We start from the raw sequence: 14,726 nt of genomic DNA on the forward strand, positions 1-14,726 counted from the left end.
ACACAGGAGACTCCGATGTCCACGCCCCTTCCCCGCTATGTCGTGTTCGGCGAAGCCCTGACCGACATGGTCCGACAGGCCGACGGCAGCTGGCTGGGCCTGCCCGGCGGCTCTTGCTGGAACGTGGCGCGCGTGGGCGCCCGGCTGGGCATTGCGACCGCCTTTGCCGGCGCCGTCAGCCAGGACCTGTTCGGCGATGACCTGGCGCAGGCCAGCGCTGACGCCGGCCTGGACAGCCGCTTCCTGCAGCGGGTGGCGCGCTCGCCGTTCCTGGCCTTTGTCGCGTCACGCCATCCGCCGCAGTATTTCTTTGTCGGGGACGACAGCGCGGACCTGCATTTCGATCCGGTCCGCTTGCCAGAGGGCTGGCGCCACGTGGCAGAGGTGATCCACTTCGGCTCCATCAGCCTGGTGCGCCAGCCGCTGGCGGCACGGCTGTGTGAAGAAGCCACGCTGGCCGCAACCGCGGGCAAGCGCATTGCCTTCGACCCCAACTTCCGGGACCTGATGCGCGCGCCGGGCTACGCCAACGTCCTCGCACACATGCTGCGGCTGGCCAGCTACGTCAAGATCTCGGACGAAGACCTGGCCGGGCTCTTTCCCGCGCTCGACACCAACGCAGCACTGGCGCAGGTACGCGCCATGGCGCCCGATGCAACCGTCATGCTGACGCGCGGCGCGCATGGCATGACGTTGCTCAAGGGCAGTGTTGTCGTCGAGCAGCCCGCGCTCGCAGTTGATGTGGCCGACACCGTCGGCTGTGGCGATGCGGCGATGGGCGGCTGGATGGCCGGCGTGCTGTCCGGCGCGGCGGGCGACCTTGCCGCACAGGCGCGGCTGGCTGCCGCGGCGGCGGCCATTGCCGCGACCCGGGCCGGCGCGTATCCGCCACGGCGCGAGGAAGTGGAAGAACTGCTGGCTGTTTGAAGGGGCCAAGGAAAGCCGTTTGGGAAAGCTCTGAATATGCGCCAGATTTCGAGAAAGTAACCTCCTCGCTACATTGTCGGTGGCAAAGTGCTGTGCTAGCCAGACGAGCCTTGGCCACAGGCAACGTTATTCTGGCGCCCTATGGGCATACGAAACTATGCAAAGCGGTCGGGCTCGCCATACTTATCACACTGTGATAGCATCGCTATGCGCGACCGTAGCCTCGACACACTGTTGGACCTGGATGGACTCCGCTTCGTCATAGATGACGAGAGCTTGCATTGGGTGAAAATCGTGGTGCGCACCTGCCCTGTCTCGCAGGAACGCCCTCACGGACTGAGGTATTCGCTGACACTGCATGACAGGATTGGCTGCCGTTTGCTTGGCTTTGACAATGCGCACGGCATCAATGAGGGATCCGGGCCAGGAGTGCGGACGCGCATTGAATACGACCACCAGCACATGGCGGCGGGCATTCGATTCTACGACTACCAGGATGCTTCCACGTTGCTGGAAGATTTCTGGACAGAGGTCGACAAGATCCTGCAGCAAAAGGAGTGAATGATGAGCGGCAACCTCAAGATTGGCATCGCCTCACTGGAAGACTTCAAGGCCCGCACCATGGCCATCACCCGCGGCAAACTCAAGCCCGGAAAGGATGAGCCCAAGGTCTGGTTTCAATCGCTGGACGTGCTGGCAAAGGTCCTGTCCCCAGCCAATCGCCAATTGCTTGCGCTGATCGCGGAAACGAATCCCGAATCGCTCGAAGAGCTCTCGCAGAAAACCGGACGCGCCGTGTCGAACCTGTCGCGGACACTCCGCACGATGGAGGGCTACGGCCTGATTCACTTCGAACAAGGGCCGCGCCGCAGGCTTGCTCCGCGCGTTGACTACAGCGGCGTAGAGCTTGAGCTTGCTTTCCACTAACGTCCGCTGACATGGCCGGCACGCTTGCCGCTACGGCAGGAACGCCGGCGACAGCAGCCGCAGCCCGATCGTAAAGAAGCGCGCACCGGTACCGCCGCCGAACACGTTGCCGTAGGTGGTATCGACCTGCACGCGGTCCTGCACCACCCAGAAACGGAATCCCGCCTGGAACGACGGCTTGCCGCGGTTCTCGCCGAAGGCCTCGGCGATCAGGAACACGCGCGGATGCAGTTCCGTCTCCGTGCCTGCGCCCCATGTCATGCGCGTCTGGTTGTTCTCGGTGTCGCGGTTGGCGCCCACGTTCAGGTGCGCGACGAAGCGGTCGTCGGCAAACGAGACCGACACCGGCACGTTGAGATACAGGTTGCCGAACAGCTTGCGTTGCTCGGCATTGGGATGATGGATAAGGCCGCCGGACAGCGCAATGCCGTAACCGTTGGTCTCCAGCGGCTTCAGCAGCGTCTTGGCCTGGAACTGCACATTGGTGGCATCCAGCCCGCCATCGATCCGCTGCAGCGACCCGCCCAGCGTCAGCTCCAGATTGCCGGTGGGATTGCAACCCGGCAGCGCCCACAGTTCATTGCCGCCGGACTGGAACTGCATCCACGATTCCAGCTGGCAGGACTTGGGATCGACAATGCGGGCATCGTCAGTGATCAGCGGCCGGGCCGCAAGCGCCGGCCGGCAGGCCGCGGCCACGATGGCCACGATGGCCACAGCGGCCAGACGCACGAAGAACTGGTGCCACACCATGGCAACCCTCCTGGCAAATACCGCCACATGGCCGCCAACCATACGCGCAGGCCATGACAAGACATTGAAGGACAGGAAGGGAGGAACGGCACCGGCGGGCACAGGCTTGCACCTGGCCACGGGCGACGCTGCAGGGCGCGATGCCATCACTGCAGCGAAAGACTGCAGTGGCTCAGCGCACCCCGACGGCCTGAGAAACTTCCCTTCCGCGAGAATGACTGGGACAACTGTCCACGGATAACTCCGCTGATAAGAACGGGGCGCAGTGTAACGGCAGGCCGGCATCACGGTCAACCCGAGCCATGCGCCACGCGCATGCATTCATGCGGAGATATCGCTACCGTCTGCGCCCCGCCTTCTCCTAACATCGGCTGCACCATCTGCCAGGCCGGCTGAGACGACACCGGCCCTTGTCCCCGGCAGCTGCCACAGAGGAGGAAGCACCCATGCAAAACAGCGCTGCGCCAACGAGCGCACCCTACACACCGGCAGGCCCAGCGGCGCCCGCCATCCAGCCCAGCCAGCGCCGCCGCGCCATCATCGCCACGGTGATCGGCAATGGCCTGGAATGGTTCGATTTCACCGTCTACAGCTTCTTCGCGGTCATCATCGCGAAGCTGTTCTTCCCCACCGGCGACGACCTCAGCTCGCTGCTGCTGGCCGTGGCCACCTTCGGCGTGGGCTTCTTCATGCGCCCGGTGGGCGGCATCGTGCTGGGCATCTACGCCGACCGCGTGGGCCGCAAGGCGGCACTGTCGCTGACCATCCTGCTGATGGCGCTCGGCACCACGCTGATCGGCATTGCGCCCACATACGACCAGATCGGCATCTTCGCCCCGCTGCTGATCGTGGTGGCGCGCCTGATGCAGGGCTTCTCCGCCGGCGGCGAGATGGGCGGCGCCACCGCCTTCCTGACCGAGTATGCCCCGGCGCGCCAGCGTGCCTACTACTCCAGCTGGATCCAGGCCAGCATCGGCGTGGCCGTGCTGCTGGGCGCGGCGGTGGGCACCTACGTCACCAGTTCGCTGAGCACCGAGGCGCTCAACAGCTGGGGCTGGCGCCTGCCGTTCCTGCTGGGCATCGTGATCGGCCCGGTGGGCTACTACATCCGCCACCACCTCGATGAAACCCCGACCTTCCGCGACAACGCCGAGCGCGCCGATTCACCGCTCAAGGAAATCGTGCAGGCCTACCCGCGCGAAACCCTGGCCAGCTTCTCGATGGTAATCCTGTGGACGGTGTGCACCTACGTGCTGCTGTTCTACATGCCGACCTACGCCGTCAAGGTGCTGAAGGTTCCGCAGGCCGATGGCTTTATCGCCGGCATGGCGGGCGGCAGCGCCATCATGGTGTTCGCGCCGCTGGTGGGCCTGCTGGCAGACCGCATCGGCCGGCGCGTGCTGCTGAGCGGCTCGGCGCTGCTGATCCTGGTGCTGGCCTGGCCGATGTTCGCGTATATCAACCATGCGCCCGGCCTGGCTTCGCTGCTGGTATTCCAGCTGGTGTTCGGCGTGCTGATCGCCACCTATACCGGCCCGATCCTGGCGGCGTTCTCCGAACTGTTCCCGGCGCGCGTGCTGTCGACCGGCCTGTCGGTGGCCTACAACTTCGCGGTGACGATCTTCGGCGGCTTTGCCTCGTTCATCATCACCTGGCTGATCGCCACCACCGGCAGCAGCATGGCCCCGGCCATCTACGTGATGATCGCCGCCGCCATCAGCCTGGTCGGCACCCGCTTCGTGCGCGAACCTTCCTACCTGCAACAACGCTGACATGTCCCAGAGTCCCCAGATCCTTTTCCACGGCGGCGATGTGCTCGAACCCGGCACGGGCGAGCTGCTGCGCGGCCACGACGTGCTGGTTGAAGGCGAGCGCATTGCCGCGGTCGGCCCGGCCATCGATGCCCCCAACGCACAGCACATCGACGCGCGCGGCAAGACCGTGATGCCCGGCCTGATCGACTGCCACGTGCATGTGCTGGCCTCGCTGGCCAACCTCGGCCTGAATGCGGTGCAGCCCAACGTGCTGGTAGCGATCCGCGCGCTGCCGATCATGCAGCGCATGCTGGAGCGCGGCTTCACCACCGTGCGCGATGCCGGCGGCGCCGACTGGGGCCTGTCGCAGGCCGTTGCCACCGGGCTGGTGCCGGGACCGCGCATCTTTGCGTCGGGCAAGGCGCTGTCGCAGACCGGCGGCCATGGTGATTTCCGCCCGCGCTCTGACGTGCTGGAACCCTGTTCGTGCGCCTTCCGCGCCGGCGCCATCGCGCGCGTGGTGGACGGCGTCGACGCGGTGCGGCTGGCCGTGCGCGAAGAAATCCAGAAGGGCGCCAGCCAGATCAAGATCATGGCCTCGGGCGGCGTGGCCTCGCCCACCGACCCGATCGGCAACACCCAGTACAGCGAAGACGAGATCCGCGCAATCGTGGCCGAAGCCGAAGCCGCACAGACTTATGTGATGGCCCACGCCTACACCGGCCGCGCCATCACGCGCGCGGTGCGCTGCGGCGTGCGCACCATCGAGCACGGCAACCTGGTCGACCGCGCCGCCGCCGACGAGATGCGCAGACACGGCGCCTTCGTGGTGCCGACGCTGGTCACCTACGACGCGCTCGCGCGCGACGGCGCCCGCCTGGGCCTGCCGGCCGACTCCGTGGCCAAGATCGAGACCGTGCGCCAGGCCGGCCGCGACTCGCTGCGCATCTATGCCGATGCCGGCGTGCCGATGGGCTATGGCTCGGACCTGCTGGGCGAGATGCACGACCACCAGTCCGAAGAGTTCCGCATCCGCGCCGAGCTGCTCGGCAACCTGGAAGCGATCCGCTCGGCCACCTCGATCGCCGCCGCCATCCTGCAGCGCGAAGGCGAGCTTGGCACCGTGCGCGCCGGTGCGCTGGCCGACCTGCTGCTGGTCGACGGCAACCCGCTGGCCGATATCGGCCTGATCGCCGGCCAGGGCGAGCGCCTGAGCGTGGTGATGCAGGCCGGCCGCATCCACCGCCGCGCCGGCTGATCCGGGCGGCGCGCCCCACCCGCTGGCCCGCGCCCGCGGTCTATCATGGGGGCTTCTCTGACCGGAAGCCCCCATGCGCATTTCCCCGCTCCCGCCCCTGCCCAACCTGGTCGCGTTTGAAGCCGCGATGCGCCACGGCAGCTTCACCCGCGCCGCGGCCGAACTGCACCTGACCCAAAGCGCGATCAGCCGCCAGGTGGCCCAGCTGGAAGACTTTCTCGGGCGCAAGCTCTTTATCCGCGAACCGCGCGCGCTGCGCCTGACCGTCAGCGGCCAGCGCTATGCCGAGGTGGTGCAGCGCCTGCTGGTGGGGTGCGCCGAAGCGACCGAAGACGTGATGAAGGTGCGCAGCCATACCGCCCTGACGGTGGCGTGCTCCAGCGGCGTGGCGGTGCTGTGGCTGACGCCGCGGCTGGCCTCGTTTCGCGAGGCGCACCCCGAAATCCAGCTGCGCCTGACCGTCAACGACAGCCTGGCGTCACTGTCGCCGGCGGAGTTCGATATCGCCATGTACTACCTGCGCGAGGGCCCGCCGCCCGGACTGGCGGCGCGACGGCTGTATGGCGAGGAAGTGTTCCCGGTGTGCGCGCCGGGCTATCTGAACGGCCGCACGCTGGCCCCGGCCGCGCTGGCCAATGAAACGCTGCTGATGCTCGACGACGGCCAGCGCCAGTGGATGTCCTGGCAGACCTGGCTGGCCAACCAGGGCCTGCCCGATGCCACGCTGCGCAACGTGCTGACCTCCAACCAGTACCCGATCCTGCTGCAGCTGGCCATGGAAGGTCAGGGCATCGTGCTGGGCTGGCGCCATATGATCGACGCGTGCCTGCGCGAAGGCCTGCTGGTGCGCGCCAGCGAGGCCAGCGCCAGCCTGGGCGGCGGCTACTACGCGGTGTGGCCGCGCGACCGGATGGAACCGGCCGCGGCGCGCGCGTTCCGCAGCTGGCTGGTGCGGCAGGCGACGCCTGCACCAGCCTGATTGCTCAGGAACCCGCCTTGTAGTTCGTATCCTTGACGATCTTCGCCCACCTTGCCGCATCCTCGGCAATGGTCGCGGCGAACTGCTCCGGCGTGCCGCCCACCACCTCATAGTCGATCGCTGCCAGGCGCTGCTTGATCTCGGGCTGCGCCAGGATGCGGTTCACCTCCTGGTTCAGCCGCGTGACGATTTCCTTGGGCGTGCCAGCCGGTGCCAGCAGCCCCGCCCAGGAATTGAAGGCCATGCCGTCATAGCCGGCCTCATGCATGGTCGGCACGTCCGGCAGCGCGGGCGAGCGCTTGGACGCGAACACCGCCAGCGGGCGCAGCTTGCCGGCCTTGATCATCGCCATGCCGTTGAACGGGTCGATGGTCATGTCGACCTCGCCCGCCACCACCGCCTGCATCTGCGGCCCGGTGCCGCGGTAAGACACGCTGACGACGTCCGGCGTGCCCGCCGCGGACTTGAAGGTGGCACCGATCAGCTCAATCATGCTGCTGCCGGCCGACAGGCTCAGCGGCTTGGTCTTGGACTTGGCCAGCGCTACGAACTCCTGCACGGTCTTGGCCGGCACCGACGGATGGACCACCATCACGAAGCCGATATTGCTGATCTGCGAGATCGGCGCAAAGCTCTTCAGCGGCTCATAGCCCGCCTTGTACAGCACCGGGCTGAGGGTCTGCGCGCCGGCGCTGTTCAGCAGCAGCGTGTAGCCGTCCGGCGCCGCGCGCGCCACGATGTCCGTGCCGATGATGCCGTTGGCGCCGGGGCGGTTTTCCACCACCACCGACTGCTTGAGCGCTTCGCCCAGCTTCTGCGAAATCAGCCGCGCCACCACATCGGTGGCCCCGCCTGGCGCAAACGGCACCACCATGCGGATGGGCTTGCTGGGATAGGTGTCACTCCAGGCCAGCGCGGGCATCGCGCCCAGCATGGCGGCGCACAGCATCAGGCGGCGGCGCGAGTTCGGTTTCATCGGGTTGTCTCCTGGACGGCGGTTGTCGGAAGCCGGCACCGGCATGGCCAGCCATGGCTGGCACCTGCCTTTATTCATATTTGTGAATTGGATTTTACGCACATAAATTATCCCGTCAACCGAGGGTATGTGCGGACAGGCGAGTGCTGCGTGGGCCATGCGTTTACATGCTGCTCGGCCTGTCGCGTGAGGCTGGCGGCGCCTACACGCTATGCACTAGGGCGAGCCGCGGGGGCGCCAGCGTTGGTGCATACGCCCGGCGCGATCGCCACGGCGGCACTTATGCGGAAAGTCAGAGTCTTCTGCCGTTCAGGGAAGTCGGCCGGCGCCATTCCCTGTCAGGAATTGTTTCCACATTCACCTCTCGAACTGTGGGAGTTGGTGAACTGATATGGCATCGGACGGCAACAACAACTTGCCTGCCGCCTCCCCGTGCGCGACTCAGCTATTGCAATCACATGCTGTTCCCAAAGCTTGTGACACCCCGCACGCTCATACCAGCTACCAACGAATCCGCATGCCAAGATTCCCCGTCCATGCCTGGCGGTAGTCGCCCGACACATCGGTCAGGTAATCCACCTCGGCATACAGGCTGACGCGCTCCTGCACGCGGGCCGCCACGCCCAGGCCGAACTGCAGCGAGGTCGAGCCGAAGCGCGTGGGCACGGCAGCCGCACCGTTGTACACGGTCTCGTCAGTACCGGAGAACTCGCGCCACAGGTTGACGCGCAGGTAGGGCTCCACCAGGCGGCCGCCGGAGTCGAAGGTGCGCTTCAGCCGCAGACCAAGCCGGCCCACGTAGGCGTTCGATTCATTGAAACTGACTTGCGCCGCGCCGTCGTTGAAGCCATTCATCGACACGAACTGGGCAATGAGCTGCGCCTGCGGCTCCAGCGTCAGCCCGCTGCCGAGCGCCAGCGGATAGCCGCCTTCCAGCGACAGCGTGGTAGCGGTGCCGCGGGTGCTGCTGTCCATGCCGTCGCGCGACTTCATGTCGGCGGACAGCCAGGTGACCATGGCCACGGCGTCGGTGTACCAGTTGGTGGGGCCCACGTGGGTCCAGTAAGCGCCCAGGCTGTAGCCGTCGATATCCAGCGAGCCGCTGAGCAGGCCGGACTGCGCCAGCGTAAAGCCGCGCACATCGCCCTTGGCCCGCGCATAGCTGGCGAGCACGCCGACGCGGTCCTGGTGCTGGCTGTCGCGCTGCCAGGTGTAGAGATCCTGCCCCAGTTGGAAGCCCGCGATGTGGCCGTCGAACTGCGGCGCGGCGTCACCGCTGTAGCGGTTGTCGGTGCTTTCGCCGAAGACCCGGCCCCAGGCGCCGGTCCAGGCGCCCTTGCCGGTCAGCAACGACTGCTCGCCCTGGCGCTGGTGGAAGGTGTCAAGGGTGGTGATCGCCAGCTGACGCGACGTAGCCACCACTGCGCTTTGCACCGCCACCTCGGCGCGGTAGATCGGCACTTGCAACGGCGCGTCCTGCGGTTGCGCCAGCACGATCGCGGGGGGCAGCACCACCGGCGCGCCGGGGGCCTGCTGCGGTATCGGCTGCTGCGCGGTCACCACCGGGACGGTCGAGCGCAGGTACCAGTTGTCCTGCGATCCGCTGCTGACGCCGCCCTTGTACAGGAAGTACTGGTACGGGCCAGCCTTGACCGTCTGCGGCATGCTGAACGCGGCGGCATCACTGGTCGCGCCGTTGGTGGCCTGCACCACCATGATGCCGTCTGCAACAGTCGCCGCCCCGCCGCCGCCCACGTTGTTGACCGACAGCAGCGACTGGCCGCCGATGCGCCCCTGCGACACGATCAGCCGGTCGGCCGCAGCGCCGTCGCCGGCCAGCACCGCATCCACCTTCAGCGTGCCGCCGTTGCCGGTGTAGTTGCCGGCGATAGTGAGCCGGTTGGCGGCGCTGCCGCCGGTGAGGTCGATGGTGCCGGCATTGGTCACGCTGGCAAGCTGCCCGGCGGTGATGGCGCGGATGGCCGCCGCCGTGCCCGGCACTGCCTTCAGCGAGCTGGTGGCATCGAGCGTCAGCGCGCCCGTACCGGTGCCGCTGTCGCCGAGCACCAGGTCGCCGTCCATCGACAGGCCGGAGCCGCGCTGCAGCGCCATCGATTCCCAGTTGACAAAGCGCGCCACGCCGCCGGCCTGCGCGTTGTCCAGCGTCAGCGCATCCGCGCCCAGGCCGCCGTCGAAGGTGGCCGTCGGCGCCAGCTTTGCAGCATCCAGATTGCGCAGCGTGGCGGTGTCGTTGTCCGGGCCCATGTCGATGCGGCCCAGCACGGTGCCGCCGCCGTCCCATGTCAGCGTGTCGCTGCCGAAGCTCAGCAGCGCCGAGCCTTCGAGCCGCCCGCCGGTGATGGTGAGGCTGTCGGTGCCGCCGCTGACGCTGATGTTGCCCCCGATCACGCCGCCGGACAGGAGGATGGTGTCGTTGCCAAAACCCGCCACCAGGTTGCCGCGGATGGTGCCGCCTGACATGTCGAAGATGTTGTTGTCCAGCTTCATGTCGACGCGGCCGATGGTGCCGCCGGTCATGGTCGCGACGTCGCCGTCTTCGAACGCGCCCACGATGGTGCCGCCCGACATGAAGAAGGTGTCGCGGGTATCGCCCTGCTGCAGCGAGCCGATCTGGCCGCCGGTCATGCGGAAATCGTCGGACATGGCGCCCTGTGCCACCGCACCCGTGATGACGCCATCGGAGATGACGGCGCGGTTGCGGCCATCGCCCTGGCTGACGGCACCCTCGATCCTGCCGCCCTCCATGGTGAAGCTGTCCGCGCCCGCACCGAACTGCACGGCATTAGCGCCGCTGCCCTGGATATTGCCGCTGTTGACCAGGCTGCTGTCGCCGCCGCTCAGCGACACGCCGGGGCCAGCCGTGCCGGTGACCTGGCCGCGGTTGACCACCGCGTTGCCGCTGCCGACGCCGAGCACGCCAGTGCCGCCGCTAATCGTGCCGGTATTGGCCAGCGTGTTGCCGTCGCCGGCCAGCGATACCCCGGCGAACCCGGCTGCGGCGGTGAGCTGGCCGGCGTTCGACAGCGTACTGGCGTTGCGCAGGCGGACCGCATCGGCACCGGCGACGTTGAGCGCCGCACCCTGGTCCACGGCGACGTTCACGTTGCTGCTGCCTGCCACGGCGTCGATCCGCTGCGGGTCGGGGTTGGGCGCGCCGCTGTTGCAGGTCACGGTCTCGCCGGAGGCCGGGTTGTACGGGTCGCCGGTGCCTGTCGTCGTCACGCAGGCGGCGTGAACCTTGCAATTCAGGGCAGAAGCGGCAATCAGCGACGCGTAGACCAGATGTCTAGCCACGATGGTCCTCCCGGGGGCGTTTGTTTTGCGTTATTCGGGCAAGAGCAAGTGCAGCTCTCGTCTATGAGCCGCAAATATGCATTACCGGTGGCATCATCCGTATTGAATTATTTTGAGGAGTGATTTTCGAAAGATAAAAGGAACCCTCCATCTGTATGTATTTCTACAAATGGGGATCTGGAGGTCTTGATGGGAAATCACGCCATTCTTGCTGGACAAGAACTCGGCTCATTTATTACCAATCAGATTTGGTCGCTCAACAACTTGCTGCGACAATCCGAAAGCAACACCATGGCCGAGCGCGTCGCAGCCCGGTCGTTGGCGGGCCGACGCGAGGCTGAGGGAAAGCTGGGCTATCGAGAGACGATGTCCTTTCTCATTGGCCCCAGCATGCCAAGCAACTCTTTCTGTTCCTGAGGCGGAACCTTGAATTTGGTGAGGGACTTCACCAGGTCTTCCACCAGCGCATCGAACTCGGCATTGGTGATGCCCATGCCGGCGTGGGCGGTCCTCATGTCACGCCCGGAGTAAGTGCATGGCCCCCCCTGCGCCAGCACAAATCTGTTCAACCAGTCTCGTCTTCAGGCGCGGAATATTGGCCGTGGCGAACTTCGCATTGATGCGCGTGTCGGCAGCAACATTCCCAACAAAATCGTCGACGACCGCGGTAATTGCCTGCATGCCACCAAGCCGTTCGTATAGCGAAGACGTGGCTGGCTTCGGCTTGTCCGGCATGGCGCAACCGCCGAGTCCAATCAATGCGGCTAGCAGAACGCCGTACAGGGAAGGTGAAATGCGCATGGTCGTCTCCTCTTGCAGGATTCAGACTCCCCCGGACAGATTTGAAAACAGTTGCTGGCGCAATCGGCAATAATGAACTGCCGACGCCGGCCGATATGGGCAATTCCGCTGGTTCAGCATAGCAGATTGCGGGGCTTTCTCATGGCCCTTGCGAGCAGGGAAATCCGCCGCTATCCGGATGCTCGAAGGCGCGTCACAGCATTGATCGCTACCATGGAATCGGCTGGCGATCGCGGAAGAAGCCGCCGGTGGGACCATCGTCGGGCAGCGTTGCCAGCCAGATCACCGTGTCGATGCACTGCTCCGGCGAGCGCGGCGCATCGGGGCCGCCCAGGTCGGTGCGGCACCAGCCGGGGCACACCGAGTTGACCTTGACGCCGCGATCGGCCATCTCGGCGGCCAGGATACGCGTGACGGCATTCAGCGCCGTTTTCGAGATCCGGTAAGCTGGCACGCCACGGCCCATCTCCGCCAGTTGTCCCATGCCCGAAGCCAGGTTGACCACCCGGGCGGCGCGGCTGGCGCGCAGCAGCGGTGCCAGCGCCTGGGTAGTCCGGAGCACGCCGAACAGATTGGTTTCCAGGGTGCGGCGCAGGGTCTCGAGCGGCAGTTCGAGCAGGCTGGTGTGATAGTGGTCGAGTGAAACACCAGCGTTGTTGATCAGCACGTCCACGCGCCCGAAGCGTTCGGTCAGCCAGTTGGCCAGCGCGGCCGCCGAGCCTTCTTCCGTGACGTCAAGGCGGTGGCATGCGATCGGATGCCCCGCTAGCCGGAGCTCTGCCTCAAGCCCCGCGAGGTCCGCCGGCGTGCGCGCCGTGGCGACGACCAGATGGCCTTCAACAGTGGCCAGACGGCGCGTGGCTGCGCGGCCCAGGCCGCGGCTCGCGCCAGTGATGACGGTAATCGGTTGGTTGGCCATGCCTGAGGTCCTCCTCGCTGGCGCAGATAACCATCTATACACCGTCGACTGCGACTTTTGGCAGCGGCTTTCCGCATCCCGGCCTGATTTGAGACAGGGATGCCGGAACAAATCCGGACCGAATTGGTTCTAATTTAAGAAATACCGGTGGCGACAATGCTCAGACTTAGCAAGCTGACTGACTATGGCACGGTGATCATGACGCACCTGGCGCGAAACCCGGGCCGGATCTACAGTGCCGCCGAGGTCGCCGCCGCGATCGGTGTGGCGGCTCCGACGGCAAGCAAGATTCTGAAAATGCTGGCAAGGCACCACTTGCTGGAGTCGTTGCGCGGTGCCAATGGCGGCTACCTGCTGGCACGACCGCCGGAACAGATCTCGATCGCACAAGTGATTGACGCCATGGAAGGCCCGGCCGGCATGACCGAGTGCAGTGTCGCTGCCGGCCTGTGTGCGCAGGAAGGCCTGTGCGCCATTCGCGCCAACTGGCAATCGATCAATCGAGTCATCTTTAGCGCACTGAATGGCGTGACGCTGGCGGATATGGCGCAACCGGTATTGCACCCGGTGGATATCGGCGCCTTGCATGCCCGACGCGCAAACGGGCCGCAAGCTGACATTTTGTGATTCAAGTGACAGTGGCAAGCGAAGGCAGACCATGGCAACCCCGGCACGCAAGCTCGATGAACTGATCAGCCAAGGCTATAAGCATGGCTTCTACACCGCCGTTGAGACGGACACGGTGCCGTGCGGGCTGGATGAGGACGTGATCCGCATGATCTCGGCCATCAAGGGCGAGCCGGAGTTCATGCTGGAGTGGCGTCTCAAGGCCTTCCGCCACTGGCTGACAATGTCCGAGCCGCACTGGGCGACGGTGACGCACCCGCCCATCGACTACCAGGCAATCGCCTACTATGCCGCGCCGCGCTCCCAGAAGGCCGGACCGAAGTCGCTGGCCGAGGTCGATCCGGAGTTGCTGCGCACCTACGAAAAGCTGGGCGTGCCGCTGCACGAGCGCGAGCTGCTTGCCGGCGTGGCCGTGGACGCGGTATTCGACAGTGTCTCGGTGGCCACCACCTTCAAGCAGAAACTGGGCGAACTCGGCATCATCTTCTGCTCGTTTTCCGAGGCGGTGCGGGACGATCCGGCGCTGGTGCAGCAGTATCTCGGCTCGGTCGTGCCCTATACCGACAACTTCTTCGCCACGCTCAACTCCGCCGTGTTCAGCGACGGCTCGTTCTGCTATATCCCGCCCGGGGTACGCTGCCCGATGGAGCTGTCGACCTACTTCCGCATCAATGCCAGCAACACCGGCCAGTTCGAGCGCACCCTGATCATCGCCGACCAGGGCGCTTACGTCAGCTACCTGGAAGGCTGCACCGCGCCGATGCGCGACGAGAACCAGCTGCATGCCGCGGTGGTGGAGCTGATCGCGCTGGAAGACGCACAGATCAAGTACGCGACCGTGCAGAACTGGTATCCGGGCGACAAGGATGGCAAGGGCGGCATCTATAACTTCGTCACCAAGCGCGGCGACTGCCGCGGCGCACGCTCGAAGATTTCGTGGACCCAGGTGGAGACCGGCTCCGCCATCACCTGGAAGTATCCGAGCGTGATCCTGCAGGGCGACGATTCGGTCGGCGAGTTCTATTCGGTCGCGCTGACCAACCACTACCAGCAGGCCGACACGGGAACCAAGATGACCCACCTCGGCAGGAACACCAGGAGCACCATCCTTTCCAAGGGCATCTCGGCCGGCCACGGCCAGAACGCGTATCGCGGGCTGGTGAAGATGGCCCGGAGCGCGGTCGGCGCGCGCAACTACTCGCAATGCGATTCGCTGCTGCTGGGCGACAAATGCGCCGCCCACACCTTCCCATACATCGAGGTGAAGAATGCCACCGGCCAGGTCGAGCACGAGGCCTCCACCTCGCGCATTGGCGAGGACCAGTTGTTCTACTGCCAGAGCCGCGGCGTCAGTGCGGAGGATGCAGTCTCGATGATCGTGAACGGCTTTTGCAAGGAAGTATTCAAGGAGCTGCCGATGGAATTCGCGGTGGAAGCCCAGAAGCTGCTGGGCGTGAGCCTGGAAGGCAGTATCGGATGAAAGAAGGCCG

At 65.8% G+C, this 14,726-nt stretch carries 14 protein-coding genes; 8 read left to right on the forward strand and 6 right to left on the reverse strand.

The genetic code is table 11. From position 1 onward, the window contains the following. Window positions 1–15: 15 nt before the first annotated feature. From AC3WLF_RS02000 to AC3WLF_RS02010, 3 genes are all read left to right on the forward strand, one after another. Window positions 16–927: a carbohydrate kinase family protein gene (locus AC3WLF_RS02000; RefSeq protein WP_492355745.1), complete on the forward strand. Its 912-nt coding sequence runs from the start codon at window positions 16–18 to the stop codon at window positions 925–927. A 207-nt stretch (window positions 928–1,134) separates the two neighbouring features. Then, window positions 1,135–1,488, forward strand: a complete 354-nt coding sequence (locus AC3WLF_RS02005) for a toxin-antitoxin system TumE family protein (protein WP_492316972.1) — start codon at window positions 1,135–1,137, stop codon at window positions 1,486–1,488. Next, window positions 1,489–1,854, forward strand: coding sequence for an HVO_A0114 family putative DNA-binding protein (locus AC3WLF_RS02010; RefSeq protein ID WP_492357733.1), 366 nt, complete (start codon window positions 1,489–1,491; stop codon window positions 1,852–1,854). A gap of 30 nt (window positions 1,855–1,884) precedes the next feature. On the opposite strand, the gene AC3WLF_RS02015 is transcribed toward AC3WLF_RS02010, so the two are convergent. Continuing rightward, window positions 1,885–2,607, reverse strand: coding sequence for a PA4824 family protein (locus AC3WLF_RS02015; protein ID WP_492357734.1), 723 nt, complete (start codon window positions 2,605–2,607; stop codon window positions 1,885–1,887). 446 nt (window positions 2,608–3,053) lie between these two features. Between AC3WLF_RS02015 and AC3WLF_RS02020 the strand changes: the two genes are divergently transcribed. From AC3WLF_RS02020 to AC3WLF_RS02030, 3 genes are all read left to right on the forward strand, one after another. Continuing rightward, window positions 3,054–4,379, forward strand: a complete 1,326-nt coding sequence (locus AC3WLF_RS02020) for an MFS transporter (RefSeq protein ID WP_492316970.1) — start codon at window positions 3,054–3,056, stop codon at window positions 4,377–4,379. 1 nt (window position 4,380) lies between these two features. Further along, window positions 4,381–5,619 carry a metal-dependent hydrolase family protein gene (locus AC3WLF_RS02025; RefSeq protein WP_492316969.1) on the forward strand — a complete coding sequence of 413 codons (1,239 nt, stop codon included), beginning with the start codon at window positions 4,381–4,383 and terminating at the stop codon, window positions 5,617–5,619. Window positions 5,620–5,692: 73 nt separating this feature from the next. Beyond that, window positions 5,693–6,598, forward strand: a complete 906-nt coding sequence (locus AC3WLF_RS02030) for a LysR substrate-binding domain-containing protein (protein ID WP_492316968.1) — start codon at window positions 5,693–5,695, stop codon at window positions 6,596–6,598. 4 nt (window positions 6,599–6,602) lie between these two features. Here the strand turns inward: AC3WLF_RS02030 and AC3WLF_RS02035 are convergent, their stop codons facing one another. The 5 genes from AC3WLF_RS02035 to AC3WLF_RS02055 all read right to left on the reverse strand — a co-directional run bounded on the left by AC3WLF_RS02035 (window position 6,603) and on the right by AC3WLF_RS02055 (window position 12,609). After that, on the reverse strand, window positions 6,603–7,574 hold the full coding sequence (locus AC3WLF_RS02035; protein ID WP_492316967.1) for a Bug family tripartite tricarboxylate transporter substrate binding protein: 972 nt from the start codon (window positions 7,572–7,574) through the stop codon (window positions 6,603–6,605). A 501-nt stretch (window positions 7,575–8,075) separates the two neighbouring features. Then, on the reverse strand, window positions 8,076–10,889 hold the full coding sequence (locus tag AC3WLF_RS02040; RefSeq protein WP_492357735.1) for an autotransporter family protein: 2,814 nt from the start codon (window positions 10,887–10,889) through the stop codon (window positions 8,076–8,078). A gap of 353 nt (window positions 10,890–11,242) precedes the next feature. After that, window positions 11,243–11,404: a group I truncated hemoglobin gene (locus AC3WLF_RS02045; RefSeq protein WP_492357736.1), complete on the reverse strand. Its 162-nt coding sequence runs from the start codon at window positions 11,402–11,404 to the stop codon at window positions 11,243–11,245. 1 nt (window position 11,405) lies between these two features. Next, the gene (locus AC3WLF_RS02050; protein ID WP_492357737.1) at window positions 11,406–11,690 is read right to left on the reverse strand and encodes a globin domain-containing protein; all 285 of its coding nucleotides are present in this window, start codon (window positions 11,688–11,690) and stop codon (window positions 11,406–11,408) included. Window positions 11,691–11,898: 208 nt separating this feature from the next. Continuing rightward, window positions 11,899–12,609, reverse strand: a complete 711-nt coding sequence (locus tag AC3WLF_RS02055; RefSeq protein WP_492357738.1) for an SDR family oxidoreductase — start codon at window positions 12,607–12,609, stop codon at window positions 11,899–11,901. A 156-nt stretch (window positions 12,610–12,765) separates the two neighbouring features. On the opposite strand from AC3WLF_RS02055, the gene AC3WLF_RS02060 reads away from it, so the two are divergent. Continuing rightward, the gene (locus AC3WLF_RS02060) at window positions 12,766–13,236 is read left to right on the forward strand and encodes an SUF system Fe-S cluster assembly regulator (RefSeq protein WP_492316963.1); all 471 of its coding nucleotides are present in this window, start codon (window positions 12,766–12,768) and stop codon (window positions 13,234–13,236) included. 31 nt (window positions 13,237–13,267) lie between these two features. After that, window positions 13,268–14,716, forward strand: a complete 1,449-nt coding sequence (gene sufB / locus AC3WLF_RS02065; RefSeq protein ID WP_492357739.1) for a Fe-S cluster assembly protein SufB — start codon at window positions 13,268–13,270, stop codon at window positions 14,714–14,716. Window positions 14,717–14,726: the final 10 nt, after the last annotated feature.

This window comes from Cupriavidus sp. FW306-01-F10A (genome assembly GCF_058782785.1).